This window comes from Actinomadura viridis, from assembly GCF_015751755.1.
Classification (GTDB): domain Bacteria; phylum Actinomycetota; class Actinomycetes; order Streptosporangiales; family Streptosporangiaceae; genus Spirillospora; species Spirillospora viridis.
In genome coordinates this window covers 7,875,358-7,900,066 of record NZ_JADOUA010000001.1, presented here as the reverse complement: position 1 = coordinate 7,900,066, position 24,709 = coordinate 7,875,358, and the positions used below count along the sequence as shown (strand labels likewise).

Annotated in this window: 23 protein-coding genes; all 23 read right to left on the bottom strand. The window is 71.8% G+C overall.

Annotation, left to right across the window (positions count from 1 at the left end; genetic code table 11):
- Nucleotides 1-14 precede the first annotated feature (14 nt).
- The 23 genes from IW256_RS35865 to IW256_RS35755 all read right to left on the bottom strand — a co-directional run bounded on the left by IW256_RS35865 (nucleotide 15) and on the right by IW256_RS35755 (nucleotide 24,641).
- On the bottom strand, nucleotides 15-764 hold the full coding sequence (locus IW256_RS35865) for a hypothetical protein (RefSeq protein WP_197015174.1): 750 nt from the start codon (nucleotides 762-764) through the stop codon (nucleotides 15-17).
- A gap of 166 nt (nucleotides 765-930) precedes the next feature.
- Nucleotides 931-2,199, bottom strand: a complete 1,269-nt coding sequence (locus IW256_RS35860) for a DUF455 family protein (protein WP_197015173.1) — start codon at nucleotides 2,197-2,199, stop codon at nucleotides 931-933.
- Nucleotides 2,200-2,265: 66 nt separating this feature from the next.
- Nucleotides 2,266-4,218, bottom strand: coding sequence for a type IV secretory system conjugative DNA transfer family protein (locus tag IW256_RS35855; RefSeq protein ID WP_197015172.1), 1,953 nt, complete (start codon nucleotides 4,216-4,218; stop codon nucleotides 2,266-2,268).
- Nucleotides 4,219-4,257: 39 nt separating this feature from the next.
- Nucleotides 4,258-5,061, bottom strand: coding sequence for a phosphotransferase (locus IW256_RS42970; RefSeq protein ID WP_197015171.1), 804 nt, complete (start codon nucleotides 5,059-5,061; stop codon nucleotides 4,258-4,260).
- A complete protein-coding gene (locus IW256_RS35845; RefSeq protein WP_197015170.1) occupies nucleotides 5,058-5,669 on the bottom strand; it encodes an SAM-dependent methyltransferase in 612 nt (203 codons plus the stop codon). Before IW256_RS35845 ends, IW256_RS42970 begins: the two co-directional genes overlap by 4 nt.
- A 75-nt stretch (nucleotides 5,670-5,744) precedes the next feature.
- Complete coding sequence (locus IW256_RS35840) at nucleotides 5,745-6,596, bottom strand: DUF4915 domain-containing protein (protein WP_197015169.1); 852 nt, start codon at nucleotides 6,594-6,596, stop codon at nucleotides 5,745-5,747.
- A 100-nt stretch (nucleotides 6,597-6,696) separates the two neighbouring features.
- Nucleotides 6,697-7,608: a phosphotransferase gene (locus IW256_RS35835; RefSeq protein WP_197015168.1), complete on the bottom strand. Its 912-nt coding sequence runs from the start codon at nucleotides 7,606-7,608 to the stop codon at nucleotides 6,697-6,699.
- A gap of 382 nt (nucleotides 7,609-7,990) precedes the next feature.
- Nucleotides 7,991-9,019 (bottom strand): NAD(P)-dependent oxidoreductase, encoded by a 1,029-nt coding sequence (locus IW256_RS35830; protein ID WP_197015167.1) that lies wholly within the window; start codon nucleotides 9,017-9,019, stop codon nucleotides 7,991-7,993.
- A 33-nt stretch (nucleotides 9,020-9,052) separates the two neighbouring features.
- Nucleotides 9,053-10,102, bottom strand: coding sequence for a Gfo/Idh/MocA family protein (locus IW256_RS35825; RefSeq protein ID WP_197015166.1), 1,050 nt, complete (start codon nucleotides 10,100-10,102; stop codon nucleotides 9,053-9,055).
- The gene (locus IW256_RS42965) at nucleotides 10,099-11,661 is read right to left on the bottom strand and encodes a class I tRNA ligase family protein (protein ID WP_197015165.1); all 1,563 of its coding nucleotides are present in this window, start codon (nucleotides 11,659-11,661) and stop codon (nucleotides 10,099-10,101) included. The genes IW256_RS35825 and IW256_RS42965 overlap by 4 nt, the downstream gene beginning before the upstream one ends.
- Before the next feature lie 140 nt (nucleotides 11,662-11,801).
- Nucleotides 11,802-12,545: a glycosyltransferase gene (locus IW256_RS35815; RefSeq protein WP_197015164.1), complete on the bottom strand. Its 744-nt coding sequence runs from the start codon at nucleotides 12,543-12,545 to the stop codon at nucleotides 11,802-11,804.
- Entirely contained in the window at nucleotides 12,542-13,315 is a 774-nt protein-coding gene (locus IW256_RS35810; protein WP_197015163.1) for a PIG-L deacetylase family protein, read from the bottom strand. Before IW256_RS35810 ends, IW256_RS35815 begins: the two co-directional genes overlap by 4 nt.
- Before the next feature lie 26 nt (nucleotides 13,316-13,341).
- Entirely contained in the window at nucleotides 13,342-14,079 is a 738-nt protein-coding gene (locus IW256_RS35805) for a radical SAM/SPASM domain-containing protein (protein WP_197015162.1), read from the bottom strand.
- Nucleotides 14,080-14,090: 11 nt separating this feature from the next.
- Nucleotides 14,091-14,909 carry an FkbM family methyltransferase gene (locus tag IW256_RS35800; protein WP_197015161.1) on the bottom strand — a complete coding sequence of 273 codons (819 nt, stop codon included), beginning with the start codon at nucleotides 14,907-14,909 and terminating at the stop codon, nucleotides 14,091-14,093.
- An 8-nt stretch (nucleotides 14,910-14,917) separates the two neighbouring features.
- A complete protein-coding gene (locus IW256_RS35795) occupies nucleotides 14,918-16,942 on the bottom strand; it encodes an aminotransferase class III-fold pyridoxal phosphate-dependent enzyme (RefSeq protein WP_197015160.1) in 2,025 nt (674 codons plus the stop codon).
- A complete protein-coding gene (locus IW256_RS35790) occupies nucleotides 16,939-17,859 on the bottom strand; it encodes a phytanoyl-CoA dioxygenase family protein (protein WP_197015159.1) in 921 nt (306 codons plus the stop codon). Before IW256_RS35790 ends, IW256_RS35795 begins: the two co-directional genes overlap by 4 nt.
- Nucleotides 17,860-17,890: 31 nt before the next feature.
- Nucleotides 17,891-19,126, bottom strand: coding sequence for a hypothetical protein (locus tag IW256_RS35785; protein WP_197015158.1), 1,236 nt, complete (start codon nucleotides 19,124-19,126; stop codon nucleotides 17,891-17,893).
- On the bottom strand, nucleotides 19,116-19,664 hold the full coding sequence (locus tag IW256_RS35780; RefSeq protein WP_197015157.1) for a hypothetical protein: 549 nt from the start codon (nucleotides 19,662-19,664) through the stop codon (nucleotides 19,116-19,118). The genes IW256_RS35785 and IW256_RS35780 overlap by 11 nt, the downstream gene beginning before the upstream one ends.
- Nucleotides 19,648-20,673, bottom strand: a complete 1,026-nt coding sequence (locus tag IW256_RS35775) for a S66 peptidase family protein (RefSeq protein ID WP_197015156.1) — start codon at nucleotides 20,671-20,673, stop codon at nucleotides 19,648-19,650. Before IW256_RS35775 ends, IW256_RS35780 begins: the two co-directional genes overlap by 17 nt.
- A complete protein-coding gene (locus tag IW256_RS35770; protein ID WP_197015155.1) occupies nucleotides 20,673-21,452 on the bottom strand; it encodes a class I SAM-dependent DNA methyltransferase in 780 nt (259 codons plus the stop codon). The genes IW256_RS35775 and IW256_RS35770 overlap by 1 nt, the downstream gene beginning before the upstream one ends.
- Nucleotides 21,449-22,300: a class I SAM-dependent methyltransferase gene (locus IW256_RS35765; protein WP_197015154.1), complete on the bottom strand. Its 852-nt coding sequence runs from the start codon at nucleotides 22,298-22,300 to the stop codon at nucleotides 21,449-21,451. Before IW256_RS35765 ends, IW256_RS35770 begins: the two co-directional genes overlap by 4 nt.
- A gap of 51 nt (nucleotides 22,301-22,351) precedes the next feature.
- The gene (locus tag IW256_RS35760) at nucleotides 22,352-23,503 is read right to left on the bottom strand and encodes an amino acid--tRNA ligase-related protein (protein WP_197015153.1); all 1,152 of its coding nucleotides are present in this window, start codon (nucleotides 23,501-23,503) and stop codon (nucleotides 22,352-22,354) included.
- A gap of 781 nt (nucleotides 23,504-24,284) precedes the next feature.
- Nucleotides 24,285-24,641, bottom strand: coding sequence for a response regulator (locus tag IW256_RS35755; RefSeq protein WP_197015152.1), 357 nt, complete (start codon nucleotides 24,639-24,641; stop codon nucleotides 24,285-24,287).
- Nucleotides 24,642-24,709: the final 68 nt, after the last annotated feature.

Below are 24,709 nucleotides of genomic sequence, written 5' to 3'. Positions count from 1 at the left end.
GAGGGAGGGGCTGGTCAGGCCTTCCCGGGCGTGACGACCGGGGAGTTGAACGGGAAGATCAGCAGCGGGCCCGTCACCAGCACGCGGTCGGTGCCCGGCTCGCCCCAGCCGAGGTCGACGGTCTGGCGGCAGGTGCCGCGGTCCTCGATCCAGTACTTGGCGCCGGCGCCGCCGGGCCCGGAGCGGAAGTGGCCGAAGAGCGAGATGCGGTCCCGGATCTTGCCCTTCTGGTCCACCACGAACCCGTGGATGGGCGCCGTGGACCGGAACCCGCCGTCCTCCGTCCGCGCCTCGTAGGCCAGGTCGGAGATGAGCACGCGCAGCGTCTCGCCCGACTCGTCGGTCACGGTGGCGTCGAACTCACCGAGGAACGGCGTCACGAAGCCGGGGAAGCCCGTGTGGAACCGCTCCGGGTACGGCGCGGGCCGCCGTTCCAGCAGCGAGAACCGCCAGGCGCGCTTGAACGTGCCCGACTTGATCGTGTAGGTGCCGTTCTCGCAGACGAACGGCGTGAACGTGCGCCCGGCCAGATCGATGCTCTGCCGTACGATCTCGTTTCCCGTGGCGGGGTCGCCGAACTCCTCGTCCACCATGGTCGTGGTGATCCCGTGCCTGGTCAGCTTGAGCGTGAAGCCCGGGCCGGTCGCCGCGACGCGCCCCTTGCTCTCCTTGACATGGACGTCCTGGATCTCTTGCGCGGAAGCGCTCGGCGCCATCAATCCGGCGCCCAGCACCACCCCGGCCACCACGGCGAATCGGATCACGGGCCCTCCCAGCCTCCGCACGTCTTCGTACAGTGGCCCATGATCACCGAAATGCCCGGTATCGCCAAGATCTCGGCCACATTCAGTCACCCAGGGACAAGAACGCGCCTCCTTCCCGGCCGGCCGGGGGCGGCGCCCGCCGCCCCCACCACGGTCCCGCCGGGGATCAGGCGCCCTTCGCCGCCTCCTGCCCACCGGCCTTCTGGGCCTGCGCCAGCGCCCGCTCGCGCTCCCAGGTGCGCTGCAGTTCGGCGATCTCACGGTCGGTGAACCCCGCCAGCTCGCGGTCGTTCACGTTGATCGCCTTCTGGTTGTCGACCGGACGGCCGTGCGCGGCGAGCCGCTCCCGCACCTCCCTGTCCAGCCGTTCGAGACCCTCGTCGGACCCGATCAGGCGCCGCAGCCACCGGTTGCCGTTGCCCACATGGGTGATCTCGTCCGCGACGACGTAATCGAAGATCATCAGGGTCTTGTAGTCGCCCTCCTCGCGCAGCACCCGGAACGCCTTCACCGCCCCGTCGAGCCCGATGCCCTCACCGATCCGCTGCTCGATGATGAGCCGTTCGGGGAGGGTGCGCCCCATGACGAACTTGTCCCACACATCGAAGACGATCGGGTACCGGCCCTCGGAGACCCCGAGCTCGCGCATGCGCTCGGCGAACAGCTCGTAGTGCCGCGCCTCGTCGCGGACCTGCTTGGCCAGGTCGTGGCGCAGCCCCCAGGGGGCCTCCGGATGGTGGGCGAGCAGGACCGCGCAGATCTCCGCGGCGCACAGCTCCACCCGGAAGATGGACTCGTGCAGGAAGGACGCCCGGGTGCCGTCGGACGCCTCCTCGTCCGGGCCGGCCTCGCGCAGCGCGGCGTCACGGCCCGGCCGGATCGGGATCTCCGGCAGCGCGGACCGCCGGTCCGGCGGCGGCCCCGGGTCCTCCCCGACCACCCCGCCGCAGCCGGTCAGGAGGTCACCCAGCGTCCCCAGGCAGGCGGGGCGTTCCTGCCGCTCGGTCGGCACCGCGTCCAGGCGCTCCAGCACCTGCTCGAGACACTCCACCGTCAGTTCGTCGGCCGCGCTCGGCACCTGGGCGCGATGGGTGAGGACGGCGTCGCGCAGGTCCGGATAGGCGAGATGGGTGAGCGCCGCGTACTCGAGATCGGGATTCTGCAGGGAGCAGATCGCGTCGGTGAAGGCGACGTATCCGGGCGTCGACGCGACGGCGTCCTCGGAGGAGCGCAGGCCGGGCAGTCGCTTGCCGAGCGCGTCCGCGCACTGGGCGAGGGCCCAGATCTGCTTGCTCAACTCCAGCTTGCGCTCGGTGGGCATGGTCCGCACCAGCACGCTGGAGGCGATCTCCATGAGGCGGATACAGCCGAACCGCAACGACTCCAGAGCGACCCGGCCTTCTTCGACGGCGACCTTGTTACCGGTGTCGACCATTGCGCGTTTCCTCTCCGTGCGCAGTCCACTCTTGTTCAGCTGGTGGTCATCGTCCAGGCGGCGACGTCATCCCTTCCCCGGCTTCGCGGGGCCGAAGGCGCGATCGTACTTCTCGCACATCTCCGCTCCGATGCGCTCGCGCATGTCCGGGTCCTTGAACCAGGGGGTCGCCGTGACCTTCATCGGCGGCAGGTTCCCCGACAGGACGACCGCGACGTCCTTCGGCAGCGTGCGCAGGTAGTCGATCGGGGCCAGCGCGATGTCCTCGGAACTCTCGTTGATCCTGACCTGCATGTGCCTGCCCTGGTGCGAGTACCCGAGGGTGCGCGTGGAGACGGACTGGTCCCCGATCAGCCGGGAGAGCCGGTCCAGCGTCTTGTCGTCGGAGGAGCCCGGCAGGTACACCCGGGTCGTGTGGTTCCCGAGGACGGTGGTGGCCTTGGACTCGTAGAGCGTCGCCACCTGCGACTCGTCCTGCCAGATCGACATGATCACGATGCCGAACCCGCGGTAGGTCGCGGCCATCTTGTCGAGGGTCGGCAGCGGGGCGACGTTGGCGGCCTCTTCGAGCAGGAGGAGCGGCGGGTTCGGCAGCGGGCCGGCGCCCAGCCGCCGCTGCCTCTTCCGGCAGGCCCGCAGGTAGGACTGCGCCACCGCCTGGAAGACCGGCCGGAGCATCTCCTGCTCCTCCTCGTCGCTGATGGCGTAGATGGTCCCGCCCTCCTCCAGGACGTCCTCGATGTCCAGGACGCGCCGCCCGTGCGGGCTGTAGGGCCGCCCGTCGTCGTCGAACCTGATGTCGGTCGTCGGCGCCATCAGCGGGGACATGAACGGCTTCAGGATGACGTCGGCGTTGGCGAAGATGCCGGCGAGGGTCCGCTTGTCGCGGTTCTGGGTGGACTTCAGCGAGCGCCGGGCCATCGCCAGGTCGGTCTTGGCCGCCGGGTCCTCGGTGGTGCGCTCGTACTCGTCGAAGAGCTCCTCGATCTCCTCGAAGCGCAGGTAGCCGACCCAGTCCGCGACGTGCTGCATGTTCCGGTTGGTCTTGCGGGCGATCCACAGCATCGGCGCCAGGCAGACCTGGGTGAGGTTGACCCAGTAGGTGATCTTGGGGTCGCCGCTGGAGTTCGCCATGGCCGCCTCGGACAGCCACTGGGAGACCTTGTCGGCGTCGGCGAAGTCGTGGATCTCCATGAGGGGCGACCAGGCGGCCAGGAACCGCTGCTGGTGCTCCGGCCACTCCCCGGTGGGGTCGAAGATGTACACCGGACGCCCCAGCTGCTCGCCGCGGTACTGCAGCGTGAGGTCGGCGATGTCGTTCTTGGTGGACGTGACGAAGATGGCGTCCGGCCAGGTGAGGATGGTCGGGACCACGTACTTGACGGTCTTGGACGAGCCGGTCGGCGCGATGACCGCGATCGAGGTGTAGCGCGGCGTCGCCAGCTGCGTCTCCGGGTCGTTCTCCATCCGGCCCAGAAAGATCCGCCCGGACAGCGTCGCGCGATCACTGATCGTCAGGCCGTCGAGGTCCCGGGACTTCGCCCAGAGGGTCGAGTTGTCCCGCTGGGCCTGGCGGACCCTGACGCGCCGCGCGCGGCGCCGCCCGGACAGGGCACGGCGCAGCCTGCCGCCCACGACGCGTCCCAGGACGCCGGTCGCCACGATCAGGACGGCGTACACCGTCCAGAACATCCAGTCCGGCCCCAGCCGGGCCTGGTCCGCGGCCGGCCAGGCGAGCGCGCGGTCGTCCCAGTGGACGACCAGGGAGATGATCAGGACGAACGATCTCGTCACCGGGAGCCCCGGCCACGACGCGTTGGTCAGCAGGGCGACGAGGCCGCCGGCGAACCAGGCCAGCAGGCCGAGCAGCCAGACCGCGACCAGGACGAGTCCCAGGCCGACGACGACCAGCTCTTCGTTCGACAGGACGGGGCCGCGCGCCTCGTGGCCGGCCGGGTCCCTCTGCTTCCTGCTCAGCGGCGCTCTCCCAGCGGGAGCGCCTTTCTTGGTCGAGAACATGACGTCGGTACCTTTCTCAGCCGAGCGGGCGGCCCGGGACTAGCGGCCTCGCCGCCATTCCTTCCATTGGCGGGAGGTGTTCGCCGCGAGCAGGATCCGCGGGTACGGCCAGTCGGCCGCCACCTTGTCCCACCTGATCGACTCGGCGGCGACGAAGAGGTCCACATCCTCGGCGGCGGCGTCCCGCCAGGGCGTGAACTGCGCGGCCCACTCCTCCGCCTCGGCGGGGCCGTGCCCGTGCCCGATGAGCCGGGGGATCAGCATGGCGAGCTCGACCCAGCCGGCCCCCCGGCACGTCCCGGCCCAGTCCACGAGGTACGCGCGGTCCTCGGTGATCAGGACGTTGCCGGGGTTGAGATCGGCGTGGATCATCGCCTCGCCCGCCATCGTCTCCGCCCGGTCGGTGAAGTCCTTCCACCGCCACTCGGCCCGCCGGTACACCACGTCCGGGCAGGGAATCTCCTGGAGCGCCTTCAGCACGGCCGCGAGCTTGGCCATGTCGCCGGAGCCGGGGGAGTACACCACGTGCCTGCCCTCGATGTACTCGAACCCCAGCACGAGCCATCCCCCGGCCTCGACCCTCCACCTCAGCGGCGGGGCGAGCCCCGCCACGTAGGGGTTGATCCTGGCCTCGTTCTCCAGCCACGCGGCCTGCCGGTCCGCGGCGGGCACGCCCTTGGCGAAGACCTTGCCGGCCTCCGTGTCCAGGACGGACGCGATGTCGGACCGCTCCCCCATCTCGACGCGGTCCACCTCGGTGACGGATCCGGCGCACGCCTCCACCGCGGCCCGCGTCTCGCGGGGCAGCTCGGCCCAGCCGATCCGGGGCGGCCTCGGCGTCACGCCCGCTCCGTCCGCCGGAACACGTCCAGGACGAACTCCTCGTCCGCATGGTGCACGAGCCTCTCCAGTTCTTCACGGGCCTCGATCGCGAGGTGCACGTTGTACCCGTCATAACCGTGCCGGAGATCGGGCGCGCGGCAATGAACCGCGACGAGGTCGCCGCCGGGGGCGAGCCGCCCGACGAGCCCGTCCAGCATGTGGCCCAGGTCATCGCGGGAGAGGTAGTAGAGGATCTCGCTGACCACGATCAGGTCGAACGGCCCGCCGGGCATCTGCGCGGGCAGCTCGGCGCGGCGGACCTCGACGTGCCCCAGCCCGCGCACCGCCGTTCGGGCCTGCCGGACGGCGTCGTCGGCGAAGTCGACGGCGAGCAGGCGGTCGCACCGCGGCGCGAGCAGCCGGGTGAGCTCCCCGATCGAGCAACCGGGTTCGAAGCAGTCGCGGTAGCGCTCCCGGGGCAGCGACGCGAGGGTGACCGCGTACTTGCGGCGCTCGTACCACCGGCTCGCCAGCCCCCACGGGTCGGGGGCGCGCGCGTACCGGCGGTCGAAGTACTCCTCGGTGAAGCTCTCCTGCGGGGGCTCGGCGTCACCGGCCGTTCGCGGCACCAAAGAACGCACCTCCACGGATTCTCACGAGAGCGGGCCCCTCTCATCGGATCGGTGCGAGCCGGCCGCCCGCGGTCACAGCGCGACGATGTCGTAGATCTCCGGGCCGAACTCCGCCATCGGGATCCGGCCGATGACCGACCCGCGTGCCGCGTCGACGATCCATACGGCGCATTCCTCGGTCTCGTAACGGCTTCTCTCGCCTCGGACGCGCCCCGAACTGGTGCCGAGGCAGACGACGTCGTCCGACAGCCAGCAGGCGCCGCGGACGTAACCGCTGAGGGTGACGACGGGGCCCTTCTCGGAGCAGAACCGCCGCCGTCCCGACTCGCAGTAGTACAGGAGGCCGCCCCGCTCCGTCAGGGAATGCGGCTGCGAGACGCCGGTGATCGCCGGCCTGCCGCCGGTCACGTCGACGATGTAGCCGTCGTGCGCGTCCCTCAGGGATCCCGTCGGCGACTCGCCGAAGGCGGACACCAGGAGGCTTCCCTCCCGGCGCAGGAGGCTGTTCGCGTGGTGCGTGTCGCGCACGGCGTCGGCGGCCCGCCACTCCACCCGCCGCCGTCCGGTGTCGGGCCGTCCGCCGCTGAGGGGGAAGTGCACCAGTTCGTTGGTGCCCGAGGAGACGGCGTGGAGGTCGCCGCCGGCGGCGAGCACGCTGTGCCCGTCCATCACGCCGGGCAGTGGCGTGACGAGCGGTTCCCGCTCACCGGCCCTGTCGAGGGTGACCAGCGAGGACCGGTCGTCCGCGGCCACCGCGAGAACGTGGATCCGCCCGCCGTCGGCCGACAGGCCCATGCACCGCTGGAATCCGGCGGGCACCGCGAACGGGGCCTCGCGGGCGGCGAGCGTGTCCGTATCGATGACGACCAGCCGGGGCACGGCGTCGGGCCGGTGGCCGTAGACACTGACGAGGATCTCGCTCACCGGCCGGTTCCCCTGTCCATGCACACTCCCTCGAAGTCGTGGTCGCGGTCGCGGTGTCGGTCGTGGTGGCGGTCGTGGTGGCGGTCGTGCCGTCGGGGCGTCAGTCCCATCCGGTACGGGCGCGGACCCACGCGAGGGTCGCGTTCCCCTCAAGCCGCTGGAAGTCCCGCAGGGTGGGCAGGCCCGGAGGGGGCGGTTCGCTCGCGGCCTCCGTCCACATGCCGCTCAGCCCGATGAGGAAGGCGTCGATATGTTCCGGCGGCACCGACGCGAGGAGCCGGTCGCCGGCCACGTAGGGCTCGGGGTCTCCCCCGTACGTCGCCACGTTCACCAGGAGGGAGACCTTGTCCAGCCAGGGGGCACCCGCCGAGGCCCAGGCCCAGTCGACGATGTACGCGGCACCGTCGTGGGCCACGACGATGTTGTCCGCGCGCAGATCGAGATGGACGAGGAATTCCCCCGCCACGCATTCCAGGGCGTCATCGGCGGCCTTGGTCAGGCGTTCGATGTTGCGGCGCTCCCAGGCGGAGAGCCGGTGCGGAGTTTCCGCCAGCCGGTGATATGCGTGAAAGCTCGACTCCAGGCGTTCCCGTACGGAAGGAATGGCGGCCAGGTCCCCGGAGACCGGCGCGGCGGTCAGGAGTTCGGTCGTTCTCATGAGGCGCCGGACGTCCGCCGCCTTCCAGGGCACCTCGGGGGAACTCCCGATGACGGCGTCGAAGACCAGCGCGATCCATTCACCGTCATCGTGGACATGACGCAGGCGCGGCGCGGGAATCCCGTCCGGCATGGCGGCCGAGTACGCGGCCTCTTCCCGGTACATGCCCGGCGACACGGGATTGAGGTCGGCGTTCACCGCCTTGACGAAGTACCCGGCCCCGTCGGCGCAGGTCACGAGGGCGGCCATCCCGGGCGAGAACCCGCCGTGACAGGTCTCCGACCCGACGACCGGCGAGCCCAGCCGTTCCTCGATGGCGAGCCGAATCCCCGGCGGAAGTGCGGGCCATTCCATCCGGCGCGGCGAAATGGGTGTACGCGGCGGAACCGGCACCGGCATCCGCCCCCTTACCTCCGCACGGGCCGACGCGCGGTCCGGCTGAACGGACCCGGCGGGCCGATGCTCCCCGAAACCGGAAAGCAGGCCGTTGGAGGCCCATTCCCGGTACGCCTTCATGATCGTAATATCGGCCCGACCGGCATGCAAGGGCAGGGCCGGAGAAGGGCGGGTGACGTGCGCGTACTGATCATCGAACGAACGGCATTCGTCTCCCGCACGGTGGCCGAAATCGCCGCCGGGCCCGCGGGTGGACGCTGATCCGCCTCGCCCAGGGCGCGTCGGAGGGGACGGTCGGCCGCGAGGGGGCCGTGACTCGGTCGGGCTTGGAGGGGACGGGTCAGCGGCGTCCTGCCGCGATGCGGCGGGCGCGCTGTGCGGAGACGGCCCAGCGCGGCGCGCCGCCCGACCGCAGCCGTTCGAGGTCGTCGACGACGGCGCCGAGGATCCGCTGGTTCGCCGACCGCAGCCGCCCGGCGACGTGGGGGGTGTGCACGACGTTGGGCAGGCCGCGGAGCGGGTGGCCGGGCGCGGCGGGCTCCTCGTCCCAGACGTCGATGCCGACCGTGATGTCGCCGGCGGACGCCCTCTCCACCAGCGCGCCGAAGTCGACGGTCGACGCCCGGCCGAGCAGGACCACCACCGCGCCGGGACGCAGCGCCTCCAGCGCGGCGCGGTCGACGATGCCGGCGGTGTAGCGGCGGGGCTGGGTCGCGACGACGAGCACGTCCGCGGAGCCGGCGATCTCGTGGACGGGACGCGGGCGCACGCCGAGCCGTGCCGCCTCCTCCTCGCCGAGGTAGGACGACCAGACATCGACGTCGCAGCCGAAGGGGCGCAGCATGGTGGCGAGCGCCCGCCCGATCTCGCCCATGCCGACGATGCCGACCCTGCTCCCGCGCAGCTCGCGGTCGATGCCCGTGTCGTCGGCCCAGCCGTCGAACCAGCCGCCGGCGGCCACCTCCGCGTGATGCGCCGGTATCCGCCGCAGGCAGGACAGGATGAGGCCCAGCCCGAACTCGGCCACCGCCCAGCCCATCGAGCCGGACGCGTCGACCGGTGTGATCCCGCGTTCCAGGGCGTCCCCGGGGTCGATGAAGCGCCACCGGTTGTCCTGCCCGCAGCCGACGAAGCTCAGCCGGGGAAGCCCGTCCAGCCGTTCGGCCGTGAGCCGCGGCATCCGGGTCGCCCAGCCGGCCACCACGAGCGCGGTACGGTCCCGCAGCGCGTCGAGGACCCGGTCCACACCGGCGCTCTCGGGCAGGTGCTCGACGGGGCCCAGCGCCCTGAGCCGGGCCAGCGCGGACTCGGTGACGGACACCTCCCGCCCGAAGTCGTCCGATACGAGAAGGATGCGGTCAGCTCCCACCGTGGGCCTTTCGTCAGTCCTCGCGGCGAGCCCTCAGCGCTCGCGGGCGGCCGTCAGTCCTCGCAGTGAATAGGCCGGATCGAGGGGCAGCCGCTGGCGCCCGCCGCCGAGCGCGGCGCGGTAGCCCGCCAGGCAGACCTCGAGCGCGGCCAGGGCGCGTTCGGCGTCGTGCAGGGGCGCCCTCTCCTCCCGCATGGCGGTGATGAGCTCCCCGAGGGACCGTTCCCACTGGGTGGGGGCGAGCGGGCTCTCGAGCCCGGCGGCGGGGTCGTCGCCGTTCCCGGCGGACGCGGCCAGGACGCGCAGGCGGGTGCCGCGCCGCCAGCCGCCCTCGCCGTCGGGCTCCGTGCACCCGATCTCGATGACGCCGCCGGTCCCCCAGAGCCGGAACAGCGGCTGCCCGAGGGGCTGCCCGCTGGTCTCCAGCACGCCGCGGACGCCGCCCTCGTGCCGCCAGGTGATCATGGCGTGGCCTTCGAGGCTCAGCCCGGCGTGCGCCTGGGGCTCCTGGAAGTCGGCCAGCCCGTCGACCCAGGTGATCGGGTCGTCGCCGACGACCAGGCGGGCGTAGTCGACCCAGTGCGGCCCCCAGTCCAGCAGCGTCCCCTTGGGGCCGAACCCCTCCATCCGGACCAGGTCGCCGACCCGGCCCTCGCGCAGGAGCGCCAGGGCCCGGACGAAGGGCTCGCCGAACCGGCGCTGGTGGTTGACCGCGAGCGTGACCCCCGCGTCCGCCGCGCGCGCCGCCAGCTCGCGCCCTTCGGCGAGCGACAGCGACAGCGGCTTCTCGCAGAGGATCCCGCCGCGGAACCCCAGGTCGATGAGGTCGTGGACGAGGGCCGGCTGCTCGGCCGGCCCGGTCGCGACGACGATGACCCGGGGGTCGCACGCCACCAGCTCGCCGAGGGTGGCGACGGCGCGCCCCCCGTGCTCGGCGGCCAGCTCCTTGGCCCGCGAGGGGTCGGCGTCCACGCAGGCCACCAGCCGTGCGTCCGGATGGCGGCCGACGGTGATCGCGTGGGCGCCGCCGGCGGTACCGCAGCCGACGAGGCCGACACCGGCGGCCCCCATCGCGTCGCTCAAGCCACCACGTCCAGCCGTGGGAAGATCGGCTCGGGCTTCACCATCGTCCGGCCCGCGAGGCCGTCGAGCCAGTCCGCGGCGTCGCCGAGGTGGCGGCCCTCCTCGCCCAGCGTGGCGAGGATCTTCTCCGCCGCCTCGGGCAGGAACGGCATCAGCAGCAGGCCGAGCCGGCGGACGGCTCCGGCGAGGTGCAGGAAGACGGTGTCCATCCGCGCCGCCGCCGTCTCGTCGCCGCCGGCCGCGGCCTTGGCCAGGTGCCAGGGCGCGTTGTCGTCGACGTAGGAGTTGGAGGCGCGGATCAGGTCGCCGACGTGGCCGAGGGCCTCGCGGTGGTCGTAGCGCTCCATCGCCGCCACCATCCCGGCGGAGGCGTCGGCCACCTTGCGGGCGAGCTGCTCGTCCTGCTCCTGGCGCTCGTCCGAGTCCGGGACCGTGCCGTCCCGGTACCGGCCGATCATGCTGGCCACCCGGCTCACCAGGTTGCCCAGGCCGTTGGCCAGGTCGGAGGTGTAGCGCATGACGAGGCGTTCCTCGTTGAAGTCGCCGTCGGCGAACGGCGACAGGTCGGCGAGCAGCGCGTACCGCACGGCGTCGATGCCGTACTTGCCGACCACCTCCACGGGGTCGACGACGTTGCCCAGCGACTTGCTGAGCTTCTGGCCGTTGGCGGTGATGTAACCGTGGACGACCGTCTCCGTGGGCAGCGGCAGCCCCGCCGACATGAGCATCGCCGGCCAGTAGACCGCGTGGAAGCGGGAGACCCCCTTGCCGAGGACGTGCGTACGGGCCTCGGCGTCCTCCCAGTAACGCTTGTAGAGGTCGTCGCCCTCGGCCCACCCCAGCGCGGTGATGTAGTTGGTGAGCGCGTCGATCCAGACGTAGATGACCTGGCTCGGGTCGCCGGGCACCGGGATGCCCCAGCCCCGGGCACGGTCGGTGGAACGGGAGATGCTGATGTCCTCCAGCCCCGCCTCGACGAAGCTGACGACCTCGTTGTAACGGCTCGCGGGCACGATCCGCAGCGCGCCGGACTTGAAGGCGTCCAGCAGCCGGTCCTGGTAGCGGGAGAGCCGGAAGAAGTAGTTCTCCTCGCTGACCAGTTCCGGCACCGTCAGGTGCTCGGGGCACTTGCCGTCGATGAGCTCGGACGGCGAGTAGAACTGCTCGCAGCCGATGCAGTAGAGCCCCTCGTACGACTTCTTGTAGATGTCCCCCCTGGCGGCGATCAGCTCCCAGATGCGGGCCGCCCCGTCGATGTGGCGCTGGTCGACGCTCGTCCGGATGAAGTCGTCCTGACTCAGCCGCAACTGGTCGAGCAGTTCCTGGAAGTAAACGACGTTCCGATCCACGAGTTCCCGAGTCGAAACACCCTCGGCCTCGGCCGCGATGACATTTTTCAGGCTGTTCTCGTCCGAGCCTGTGAGAAAGAAGACATCGCGCCCCTGAAGGCGTTGGAAGCGCGCGAAGCAGTCCGCCTGAACGTACTCCAGCGCATGCCCCAGATGAGGCCGGGCATTGACATATGGAATCGTGGTCGAGATGAACCTGCTGTTGCTCACATCGCCCTCGTATTGAGTCCGCGGTTAGCGCCGTCGGTCGGCGCTTCCCTCAAAACAGTCAGTCTATCCTCCCGGCGCACCCCCCGACGGTGGTACGCACGGGGACGCCTCCGGCCGCGCAGAGGCCGCTCATGGCGTGCTCACAGGCCGCCCAGGTCGCGCAGCAGGGGGCGGGCGAGGTCGCTGAACAGGCAGTCGTTGCGCCGGACCCACTCCTCGTCCATCACCCGGGTGTACTTCCGGCTGTGGTAGCCGAAATGATGCAGGACGCGGATCGTGTCGGACGGAAGGCGCTCGGTGAACACGACCTCCCAGTCGTTCCAGTGCACCGGGAAGTAGGACTTGAGATCGCCGAACTCCACCGGCGGTGAGTGCTCGCGGACGACGCGCGTCCACCGGTAGATGATGCTCTGGTAGACGTCCAGGTCGGCCTCCGGCATTTCCTCCAGGGCGGCCAGGGTGGACGTCAGGACGGGGTGCCCCGCGGGCAGGGCGAGGCAGCCGAGATGGACGATCTTGCCTTCCTCCAGCAGGAGGACTTCGGGCGTCCGGCCGAGGTCCGTGCAGGTCAGCGTGTCGGTGTCGAGATAGATGCCGCCGTGCTCGGCGAGCAGTGCGAGCCGCACGAGGTCGGAACGGTGCGCCACGAAACGCATGCGGCCGTACAGCAGCCGCAGTTCCGGCGGCAGCAGCGAACGCGTGTCCAGGGGCTCCACCGTCACACCGGGAAGCCGTCCGGCCCTGTCGAAGTGGACGTTGTCCACCGGACGCTCGTCCACCACGACGACCACGTCCATGCCGGACGCGTGCCGCGCCGCGGAGGCGACGGCGAGATAGTTCCCGAAGTCGAACTCCTGGCCGGACCAGTAGAAGAAGACGCTCACGTTCCGCCCGCTCCCTTCTCCGAGTCGCGGCGCGGTGACGCGGAGCGCAGGTCCACGCGCCAGACGAGTTCTGTTCGCAACGGCCCGTCGAGGTCGAGGAAGTGGCCCGCGTACACCGCCAGCGGCGCCAGCTGCGACGCGTAGGCCAGGGCCGCGCGGTGCTTCACCGCCCACGCCTCCTCTGAGAGGCGGAGGGTGCGTGCCTCCAGGGGCCCGAAATCCTCGACGACCGGTGCCAGCCGTGCCCGCCATTCCTCATCGGCCGGCGCCTCCGCGCCGTCACCGGGCCAGTGGTCCGACATGCTCGCGTACGGCTGGTCGGCGTACAGCCAGAGCTCGCCCGCGTCCCGCGCCGCCAGGGCCCTGAGGGCGGCGTCCCTGGTACGGCGGTGATCGGGATGGTGGCCGATGGCCGCCGGGACGAGGAAGAGGGTGTCCTGGGCGCTACGGGTCCCGGTGACCTCGGCCAGGGTCTCGGCCAGCGCCTCGGCGAGCGTCTCGGTGGAGGCGGGGGTGCCGTAGGCGTCGTCCGGGTGGGGCAGGTGGACGGGTTCGGCGCCGAGGATCTCGCAGGCGGCGCGGTCCTCCGACCGTCTGGCCTCGATCGCCGCGGAGGCGGACGCGAACCCGCAGCGCCGGTCCCAGTGCGACGGCGGGGCGCCGGGGGGAGCGCCGCCGTGGACGGTGACGACGGCGATCCGGCCGGTCAGCGTCCCGAGCAGGCCGCCTGCCGAGAGCGCCACGTCGTCGAGGTGCGGAGACAGGGCCACCACCCGCTCGTACCGGGACCCGCCGATCACGTGATCCGGCCGTGGCCGCAGGTGACGCACTGGTCCAGCGCGAAGTCGCCGCGGACGTTGGCCCGGTGCACCCGCATGCGCTCCTCCGACGACCACGCCTCCTCGATCGTCATGTCGCGCATGTTCCCGAAGACCTTGCGGGCGAGGAAGTCCTCGCAGCACAGGATGAGCTGGCCGTGGGCGTTGATGTGCAGCTCGTTCATCACCACGCCGCACGCCTTGCGGCGCTTGACCCGCATCGGGATCAGGCCGGCGCGGTTGGAGGCGTTCAGCTTGATCGACTGCGCGGTCTTGTAGCGGATCTTCGGGTGCGTTCCCCCGGACGCGTCCAGGATCCGCTTGACCCCGGGCGGCATCTTCTCGCCGTGCTGGGTGATGACGAAGGCGTCCACCGACGAGTCGATCCGCTCGAACAGCTCGGGGGTGAGGAAGTCGCCGTTGGTGTAGAGGGCGATCCGGGCCAGCGGCATCTCCCGCCGGGCCATCTCCAGCAGGTGCGGCATCCGCTCGTCGGCCAGCGGCTCACCGTAGTTGTGCGGGCTGAACTGGTGGCAGAAATGGTTGCGCCCGAGGTCCTGGACGATTTTGTGGAACAATTCTTCGGGCATCCTGACCTCGTTCGCGCGCAGGCCGCGGTCGAACACGCTGTTCGGGCAGTAGGTGCAGCGCCGGTTGCAGTACGTGGTCGTCTCGACTTCGACGAACATGGGTTGGTGGTCGGTGAAGAGTCCCATCCGCTGTCACCTCAATCGGTGGTACCGAGTCGTCGAGCATAGATCAACAGGAAGTACCGGAAATCGGCGGCCAGCCGCAGTGGCGGCACGCAGGCGCGGTTCCGTTCGTTGAAATGGCTGATGATGTAGGTGAAACCGTGCTCGTGCAGGCGGCCGAGAATGCGATGCAGCGTCTGCGGGAGTTCACCGAACCCGTGGTATTCGATGAGCACCTGGTCCACCTGGGCGAGGCGGCCTCCCAGCTCGTTCACGACGTCCCATTCGGAGCCCTCCACGTTCAGCTTGAGCAGCGACACCGACGACGGCAGGTAGGCGCTCAGCGGGCGTGCGGGCACCGTGGTGAGGCGGCCCCCGCGGGAACGGACGCGCAGGCTTCCGGCGTCGTCGCCGGTCGCCAGGAACTCCAGCGCGCCCTCCCGGTCGGCGAGGGCCACGTTGTGCGCCTCCACGTCCCCCGCGCCGTTGCGCTCCAGGTTCCCCTTCAGAACCTCGAACAGCTCCGGGTCGGGCTCGAACGCCAGGATCCGCGCCTCGGGGAACCGGGCCCGGAACCGCAGGGCGCTGAGCCCGAGCCAGGCACCGCCGTCGACGACGACCGCGGGGCGGGCGAGCCCGTCCACGTCGTAGACACCGTCCCGGAACAGCAGTTCCAGTGACGTCGCCAGCGCGCGGGGCCGGCGGTACTCCAGCTCCCAGTCCCCGAGCCGGACGGTCCCGCGCGACGGGCAGTCCGGGTCGCGGAGGCGGGAGCACAGCTCCGTGATCTCGTCCGGTCCGGCCACGGCGCCGGCGGCGGGACGGAGGTAGGGGTCGGGCACGGGCGCTCCCATCTCATGACTCATGACTCTCGGCGACGCGTCCGCCCACCACTCCCGAGGCCCGGTACGGAGTCCAGCGCGCCCGCCAGCGCGTCCGCGACCACGTCCACGGTCTCGGTGTCATGGGCACTGCTCACGAAGTTGGGGCCGGTGCGCGCGAGCACGCCGCGCCGGGCCATCTCATCGATGACGCTCCGGTCGATGCCGGGGTCGCCGGTGAGGCGGAGGAACGGCATCTCGTCGTGGCCGTGGACCACCGGCCCCAGGCCGCGCCGGGCCGCGACCCGGTCCAGCGCCTCGCGCAGCCGCCGCCCGGTACCGGCCAGCCGTTCGTGGTGCTCGGGGCGCGCGTACTCGCGCAGGCTCGCCTTCATCACCTCGAACACCAGGACGTCGCCGGTCCGGCCACCGCCGTCCTCGTCCCGCGAAAGCCCGCCCATGACGTCCGGCCGCCCGGCGACGGCCGCCGCCGTCAGCCCCGAGGCCAGGCCGTGCGACAGGCAGACGAGGTCCCCGGTCACGCCGTGCCGCCCGCCGAGCCCGCCGGGGAACCGGAAGGCCGTGAGCCCCTCGTCCAGCACCAGCAGAGCGCCCCTGTCCTTGCACGCGTCCAGGAGCGCGCGCAGGAAGCCCTCGGTGAGGACGCGGTGGAGCGGGCCGGCGACGAGCACGGCGGCGAACCGGGCCCCTTCCGCGGCGACCAGGGCGGCCAGCCGTTCCTCGTCCCGGGCGTCGTCGAGCGGGGCCGTGGTGACCGGCCCGGCCACCCGTCCCGCGGCGCCGTCCGGCCAGCCCACCGGGCCCGCCGTCAGCACCTCCGCGCGGCCCGTGAACCGGCGCGCCAGCCCGGCCGCCGTCCGGACGGCGTCGGCCGCCGACGGGACGAAACGCACGGCCCCGGCGCCCGGAACGGCCTGGACGACCAGGCCGGCCGCGGCGACGCGGGCCGGGAACGCCGGGGCGAGCGCCAGCCCGTTCACCGTCCGCTCGCGGATCACCCGGGTGACGGCGGGGTGGTCGTGCCCGAGGACGACCGCGCCGTCCCCGCACAGCAGGTCGATGTAGGGGAGGCCGTCCACGTCCCAGACGACCGGGCCCCGCGCCCGTTCCAGGAACCGCCGCGGCGGCTCGCCTCCGGGGGCGGGCATGTCCGGGGCCGGGGGCCACGGGCCCGGGAGCAGGCGCTCCTCGTCGGCGCCGAAGGCCGACGATCGCACCGGCGGCGGGACGGCGCCGTCGCGCGGCAGGCCGATGCTCCCGAGGGCGTGCGACTCCGCCGGCACGATGACCTTGTGCGCGGCACGCTCGCGGAGCCATTCCCGCCCGATGTCGCGGACCACGATGTCCTTGGTCCACAGCGCGTTGTGCCAGGCCCGGGAGCGTTCCGCGATGACGTGCTCCCGGACGCGCTCGTCCGGGCAGCGGATCGGGTCGGAGGTCGCCAGCGCCTTGGCGACCGCCGGAACCCAGCGGTCGGCACGATGGACGTGCGGCGCCAGCGGCAGGTAGCTCGCCGCCCAGCTGGCCGCGGTGAGCCGGAGCAGGCCGACCCTGCTCCCGGCGATCTCCTCGGCCTCCCCGGCGCGGTCGAAGGTCCCCCCGCGCGCGACGTGGTCGCTGGCGAAGGAGATCTGCGTGCTGTCCTGGTCGGCGAGGTCCGCGATCAGGGCGTCCAGGTCGACGTCCCGGTGGAACTCCCAGTCGTCCTCCAGGTGGATCCCGACCGGGGCGCGCTTGTGGGCGAACAGGACCGACAGCGCGCCCTGGAGGCCGACGTGCCGCGGGAACTCCTCCACGACCACCCCGCAGACGCGCTCGTCCGCCTTCGGGAGGTCCCGGAGGTAGTCGCGCACCGCCCCGGCCTCGCCGTCGCTCACCGGGTAGGCGGGATCGAGGGTGACCAGGACGCGGAAGCATCCGGAGTACCGGAAATGCCGGAAGAACGAGTCGTACGTCCGGATCAGCGTCGGCCGGAGGGTGGAGGTCGTGCTCAGCTCGACGCAGCCCGGCCCGTGCTCCCCCATCGGGGGGCGGCCCTCGTTCATGAAGCGCCGAGGACGCGGGACGGCGGTGGCCGGAGTCCTTCCAGGATCTCCATGTACTCCAGGCCCGGCGGCGGAGGCACCTTCGGGACCTCCGGAGGGGCCTCGATCCACCGCCGCGACGCCCACCCCGCCGTCAGCTCCGGCCAGTCCGGGGTACGCGGCCATCCGTGCGGGTGCAGGAACTCCGGCCTGATCGGGTCCGCCGGCAGCTGGTAGCGGAAGTCGCCCGACAGGCGGACGCGGTCGCTGCGGTTGGCCATCGCCCCGTGCACCGTCAGGCTGTGGAAGACGACGATGTCGCCCGGCCGGTAGTCGGCCGTCGCCCAGCGCGGGTCGTCCGGATCCACCCGCACGTACAGGGGACGCGCGCCGCCCATGGCGGGGTCCGGGAGCCGGAAGCCGTCCCGATGGGAGCCCGAGAGGACGCACAGGCCCTGGTGTTCGCCCGAGCAGGGGGTGAACGGGATCCAGACGGTGAGCACGTCCGTCGTGACGTGCAGGACCACGAAGTCCTGGTGCGGCCTGGTGAGGAACGCGGCGGGGGCGTCGGTGGGGAAGGAGATCCTGCCGACCCTCGCCGGATGGCAGAAGGCGGAACCGCCGAGAAGCCCCGAGGTCACCTCCAGCAGGGCCGGATCGTGGCCCAGCGCGTGGAACGACTCGACGCTCTGCAGCCCCCCGTACCCCTGGCTCAGGGACTCGCCGGTGAACCGGCGGTCGCGGGAACGCACCCGGGTCGTGCCGGGCTCGTCCAGCCAGCCGACCCGCAGGAGGGCGGCCTGGACGTCGGCGGAGACGGCCTCGACCCGGTCCGGGTCCAGCGTTCCGGGCAGGTAGACGTAGCCGTCCTCACGAAGCCGTCCGGCCAGGTCGTTCATGTCGTCGCGCACGTCGCTCGAATCGCGCAGTGTCCGCATGTCGGGCCTCCTTCCGTCCTGGACGTGAAGTTCAGTAGAAGCGTCCTCCCAGGAGGACCTCGCTCCCGGCCGCGCCGCACCTCCCGCAGGGCGCCTCCGCCTCGGGCACGACCTGGCCGAAGACCTGCTCGCCGTCCGCGCCCGCGCATCCGTCGCAGCGCGCGACCAGCAGCCCCGCGTCCCGCAGCCCGGCGGTGAACCGGAGGGCCGAGGACCGCCGGAGCCGCTCGTCGTGCGCCGCCAGCTCGCCGCGCAGCGTCCCCGCGTCCGGCAGATCCGGCAGGTCCGACCGGTGCAGGGGGGACCGGCGCGCCAGGCGAAGCCCCTCGTCCCGCACGCCGAGGACGAGCGGCACCCCTTCACGGAAGTGGCGCCGTTCCCCGCGCCGCCGGGCGGACCGCCGCGGCGCGCACGCCGTCACACCGACGCGGGCGCCGTCGCGGAGCAGCCGGTCCCGCCATCCGCGGATCCGCTCGTCCTCCTCCGCGGCCAGCACCCCGATCTCGGTGCCCGCGAGGACGGAGGGGAGGACCAGCCCGGAGGAGTCACGGTGGTGCAGGGCGACGAGGGCCAGCAGCTTGCCGGTGAAGCCGACGTCGATCACCTCGGCGCCGGCGCGGAGCAGGTCCCGGTAGCGGCCGGACATCACGTACAGCGTCGCGGTGACCGTGGGCCGCCCGTCCGGCAGGCAGCTGACCGTGAGATAGGTCGTCCGGCCGTAGGAGGCCAGGCTTCCCGTCCGCACGGTCATGACCGGCAGGCACAGCGCCTCGTGCAGGCGGGTCAGGGCCAGCCGGTGCCGCTCCAGCTCGCCGAGTGCGTCGTCGTCCGGGACGAGGTGCGTCACCTGGACCGCCGGCCAGATGTGCCGGTCCCGGAAGAGCGGCTGCGCGCCGCCGGGCAGCTCGCGCAGCAGCCCCCCGACGGCCACCAGCGGGCCGGGGACGCCGTGCTCGCGCAGCCATCCGACGCTGGCCGCCATGTTGTCGGGCGCGAGCACGCAGGGGCCACCGGCCTCGGGGACGTCCGCCTCGTAGACGTTGGAGTAGTCACCGAAGACCGCGCGGTACTCGGCGGCGGGCATGAGGAAGGGGTGCTCGACGATCGTGGGCGCCCACCACCGCGCGAGCGCCGTCTCGAACGCCGAGACCAGCCGGCGGGCCGCGCGGAGCCCGGCGTCCCGCCACACCGGGATCCCCCGGCCGTAGCCGCCGGGCAGGACGAACCCGGCGTCCTCGAGGGTACGGAGGTAGGCGTCACCGATCACCGGGGGCCTCCCCTCGGTCCGCGCCCGGGGCCGCGCCCGGGGCCGGGGCCGCGCGCCCGACCCTCGCTTCGGCCGGCGGTTCGGCCGGCGATCCGGCTTGCGGCTCGGAGGCGAGCAGGGCGGCGACGCGCAGGGTCGGGCGTCCCCACTGCTCGCCTTCCGCGACGGCCGACCGCGCCGCGAACGGGGCGAGGGCGCCCAGCACCCTCTCCCCGCGCTCGGCCAGCGCGGACCGGTCCCGCTCGAACGCCTCGACCATGAGCAGCCGGTCGGTCTGCCCGTCCGGAACGATCGCCCAGCCGAGCGAGAAGGACCGGCGCAGGCCCCGGCGCAGCCAGCCCCGGTCGACGATCTCGAAGTCGGTGCCCCAGGAGCGCAGGTACCACTCGCCGCCGTCCGGCGTCCCGGTCCGGAGCGGGTAGCGGAAGCCTCGCGGACCGGCGACGGGGAAGGCCGGCACGGCGAGCAGCCGCGTGAAGCCGGCCTCCTCCAGCGCGCGCGCCGCGCCGGCGCTCACCTCGTCATCGAACAGCGGCATCGGTGACCTCGATCGATCCCCGGTCCGCGTCGAGCGCGACCGCGCAGCCCAGCGGCAGGGTGGGCATGGGGTCGCAGTGACCGGCCAGCACGCCGCAGACGACGGGGAACCCGCGGCCGGCGTAGCGCCCGGCCACGTGCTCGCGCAGCGCGTCCTCGAACTCGGGCGCGGCCCGGAACCCGTGCCCGACGATCATGCCCGCCAGGTCGTCCATGACCCCGGCCATCTCCAGGTGGGTCAGGAGCTGGTCGATCCTGGGGATGGAGGTGAGGCAGGTCTCCCACAGCAGGACCGCGCCGCGGAAGTCCGGGAGGTACCCGGTGCCGGCCAGCACGGACATGGTGTCGAGGTTGCCGCCGAGGAGCGGCCCCGCCCCCTCCCCCCCGGCGATCCACGACCAGGGCCGGGTGCCGCCGGACGCCCGTTCCCGGTCGTCCTCGGAGTCCCAGAGCAGGAACTCGTCGGTCCAGCGCGAGGGGTGGACGAGGGGTCCCGCGGCGACGGGCCGTCCGAGGGCCGCCAGGAAACCGTCCCGGGTGTAGGGGAGCGGTTCCGGGAACTCGCCGAACTCCGCCATGACCGTCGGCCCGTGGAAGGTCACGACCCCCGCCTTGGCGACGCAGGCGAGCAGCAGGGCCGTGATGTCGCTGTAACCGACGATGATCTTGGGGTCGGCACGGAGCGCGGCGTAGTCGATCAGGGGCAGGATCGCGTTGCAGGTGTGCCCCCCGATCGTGGCGACGATCGCCCGCACCTCCGGGTCGCGGAGGAACGCGTTGATCTCGGCCGCGCGCTCCTCCGGCGTCCCGGAGCCGTGACCGGTGCCCCAGGTCCGCGTCCCCTCCCTGACCTCGAACCCCATCGCGCCGAGGGCGCCGGCGGCGCGGCGGAACCGGTGCGGCGCGACGGGCGCGCCGGGCCCGGACGGGCTGACGACGCCGATGGCGTCGCCCGCCCGCAGGCCCGGCGGGCGCAGGAGCCCGGCGCGCTCCAGGACCGGCCCCGCCATCACGCCTCCATGGCCTTGGTGAGCACCCAGGTCTCCCGCAACGTCTCCGGGCCCGCCGGACGGCGGGTGTAGTCGTCGTACACCTCGACGCCCGCGAATCCCGCGCCCCGCGCGAGCGACTCCAGGTGGGGACGTTCGTAGGCGCGCTGCCGGTGGCGCTCCTCGTGGCGCGTGAACGTCCCGTCCGGCGACCGGACGAACAGGGTGATCAGGAAGTCGCAGCAGGACGTGTCCGGATCGAACCTGTTCCGCCAGACGTAGGCGAAGTCCTCCAGGTCGTCCCCGTAGTGGGACGACCCGAAGACGTCACGGAGCTTGCGCGGCGCGTTGACGTCGAAGACGAACGTCCCGCCCGGTCTCAGGACCCGGGCCGCCGACCTCAGGGTCTCCCGCAGGCCGGCCTCGTCGCACAGGTAGTTCACGCTGTCGAAGACGCACAGGACGGAGTCGAACGGTCCCTCGGCCGGCACGTCGGGAAGCTCGGCGCGGATGAGGGGCGCCCGGCCGCCCAGCTTCTCCCGGGCCCGCTCCAGCATGCTGCTGGAGCGGTCCAAACCCGTGCAGGCGTACCCGCGGCCGGTCAGGCGCTCCAGGACGGTGCCCGTCCCGCAGCACAGTTCGAGCACCTCACGGACGTCGAGGGGACCGGCGCGCCACTCGTCCTCGATGAAGTCGCACCAGGCCTCGTAGTCGTTCTCGGCGGTCCACCGGTCGTAGACCCGTGCCAGGTACTCGTACGGCTGCGCCGGCGGGGCCAGGTCGCCGGTCGCCCGCGTCATGGCTTGTACACGTGGATCATGAGGTTCACCCCGCGATCGGCCCAGCCGGGCCTCCCGTTCACGGCGAGCTCCTGCTCCAGGGCGGCCTCGAAGACGGAGGGGTCCTCCAGCGACCTGGAGACGTCGCTCATCTTCTCGTAGGGGTAGGTGAAGTCCTCCGGTCCCGGGGTCAGCAGGGCCGTGACCCCGAAGACGCCGCGGACCTCGAATCCCGCCCCCGCCGCGAGTTCGGTGAGGTCGGCGGCGGAGAACACCCTGAGCGGGGGGACGTGCGGCGCCCACTGCACGATCGAGGTCGCGGCGAGCTCGCGGATCTCCTCCGCGGAGGCGAGGTCCCGGTTGAACTTCGACGCGAGGGCGTTGGCGAGCCCCTGCCCCATGACCAGGCCGTGCCTGCCCGGCTTGAGCACCCGGTGCATCGTGGCGAACGCCCGGCCCGGATCGGTGTTGAAGCTGAGCATGTTGTAGATGCTGACGAGACCGTCGAAGGACTCGTCGGCCAGCTCCGGGGCGTCCTCGATGTCGCAGTGGACCAGGTCGACGCTCCCGGCGACGTCCTCGACCTCCGGCCGCGCGAGGCTCTCGGCGGCCCGGTCCAGCATGGCGCGCGCCCGGTCGGCCACCGTCACCCGGGTCCCCAGCTCGCGGGCGCACCACTGGGCCCAGCGCCCCGTGCCGCCACCGGCGTCCACGATGTGGTCGCCCGGTCCCACGTGCAGGTGACGCCGGATCAGCTCACGGATGACCTCGTCGCAGAGCCGCCAGTACGAGGCCTCGTAGAAGTTGTCCACATTCTTGGCGTACGGCTCGAAGAACTGCTCGAACCTGTCGTCGGCGATCAGAACCATGAACGGTGTCCCCTCTACTGATCTTGCGAAATGCCCGTCCGGGCCGAGTCGTCAGGGCTTGAGCGCCAGATGCGTGCGCGGGAAGTGGCAGACGTCCCAGATCGCCGGCATCTCCAGCAGACCCTGGAGAAGGCGCTCCCAGCCGAGGCCGAATCCCGAGCTGCGGCGCCAGCCGTCGAGTTCCCGGGTCTGCAGGTACGGCGCGTAGTCCTCCGGAGGAAGCTGGAAGATCTCCGCCTTGGCCGCGAGCTCGTCGATCCCGCCGATGCGTTCACCACTGCCGATCACCTCGCGGTAACCGGGCCAGATGATGTCCGCGTTGTGGGCGACCTTGGGGTCGGAGTCAGAGATCTCCGCGTGGTAGAAGGGCACTTCGAGGAGCGGGAAACGGCTGACCACCACGGGCCCGCCGCAGATCCAGGTCAGCCGGATCTCCTCCCAGCTTCCGAAGGTCCCTTCCATGGTGAAACGCCGGAACCGATCCTCGCCGGTGTCCTCGTGAAGAAGGTCGAGCGCCTCACGGAAAGTCAGATGGGAATAGGCCGAAGGCGTGGTCAATGACGCCAGTTCGGTCATCTTCTCCGGGCTGAGGAAGTGCGCGAGGGCCTCCTCCTCATTGTCGAGGAGGTCCCTGACGACACGTCCCACGAGTCCGATCGCGCAGTCCAGGTTGGCCTGCTGCGAGACCCTTCCCTCGAACTCGATGTGATGGAACTCCGACAGGTGGGTGAAGTCGCTCTCCTCCAGGCGGAAGGAGTTGTAGACGCTGTAGGTCTCCTCCACTCCCGGCTGGGCCAACGCCAGTTCGAGATAGATCTGCGAGGACTCGGAAAGGAAGGCGGGGTCCGGCAGGTCGAACCATGAGAGCGCGACCGGGGAAGTGTCCGTCGTGTAACTTATCGCCTCTTTTCCGTGCACCGCGCCGGGAGAGGAGATCATGCGCGTGACCAGCGGAAGCAAGGTGAAGAGTGCGCCCCGCTCGGCGAAATGGGCATGGGCCGCGGAAAAGACGCGATGGTTGATCCTGGCGATGTTCGCGAAGGTCCTGTCGGCCGCGAGGTCCTGGACTCGGCCCAGGAATCTCGAAACCGGTACCTCCATCTTTCTCACATCATCGATGGGTCCATGGACGCGGTTACCCAGAAAACGAATCCGACCGTCGTTCAGCGCCTCGTAGGGACCTAGCAAGTAATGTCCTTTCACGGCGGCGAAGGATGACCACCAACGTGTTCGAGCGTGATCTGAACTAGAACCGAAGTGATGGGAGCCGTGCGGTTTGACCGCAGTACTTGGGAAGGTCGACTGCGTTGTCGTGGATCGTGCCACTGATGATCAGGTGAACTGTAACCACACGGCGCGGGAACTGTCGAGAGTCCCGATGGGCCCAAGTTTCCGCCCCTCCATACCGGCCCGAACGCCGAGCATGATTCTGTTCGGTATGGCTTTCGCGGAGGGCCTCATGGCCAGGCCGCGACGGCGGCGAACCCCGGGTTCCCCGTCCCATTCGGGCCACCCGCCATGGCGGGTGGCCCGCCATGGCGGGCGACGCCACGAACGAGCAGCACAGCGCCCGTTTCGCGCGCCCTCACGTCCGGCGGCGCGGGAGCGGCCCGCGAGGGCCGGCCGGTGGCCGGGGCCCGGTGGGCCGCCCCGGGGCGCCGGGTGCCGGAGCCGTGACGGGGCGGGTCCGGCGCCCCGGCCGGGCCCGGCCGGGCCCGGTCCGGTGTGACGACCGCCACCCCGGGCCCGGCTACCGTGGAGCCGCGGCGAACATCGATCTTGAGGCCCTGGACGCCGCGGTCCGCCCCCTCGCCCCAGGAGACCGGACCGGGATGGGCGCTTGCGCATGGCCTCGTTCGTCACACGGTCCTCCGCGACGGCTGGATCGTGGAGGTGCCCGTGACTTCACCTGGACCTGGAACATCGCGCCGGCGCCGGACGGAACGCCGGAGGCCGCGCGTCCGCGCTCTCGCCGCGGCGGGGGTCAGCGGGCGGCGAGAGTGGAGACGGCCTCGCGGAGTTCCATGATGCCGAAGGGCTTGCCGAGGACGCGGGTCAGCGTGCCGTCGTCCAGGTCGCCGGAGCTGGCGGCCGCCGCGGTGAGCACCAGCACGGGCAGCTTCGCGGTCCGCGTGTCGGTGCGGAGCCGGGCCAGGAGATCGGCGCCGTCCATGTCGGGGAGCATCCGGTCCAGGACCAGCAGCTCCGGCGGGCTGGCGCCGGTGAGCCTCCGCCAGCCGTCCTCGCCCTCCCCGACCAGGACGGCCTCGTGCCCATCGCGTTCCAAGACCGTGCGGAGCAGCTGCCCGACACGGGAATCCTCGACGATGAGCACCCGCATGTTCCGTCCTCTCCTTTCGGAGATGGTGCGCCTGGAGACTCCCGGGCGAGGTTACCAGCGCCCCGGCG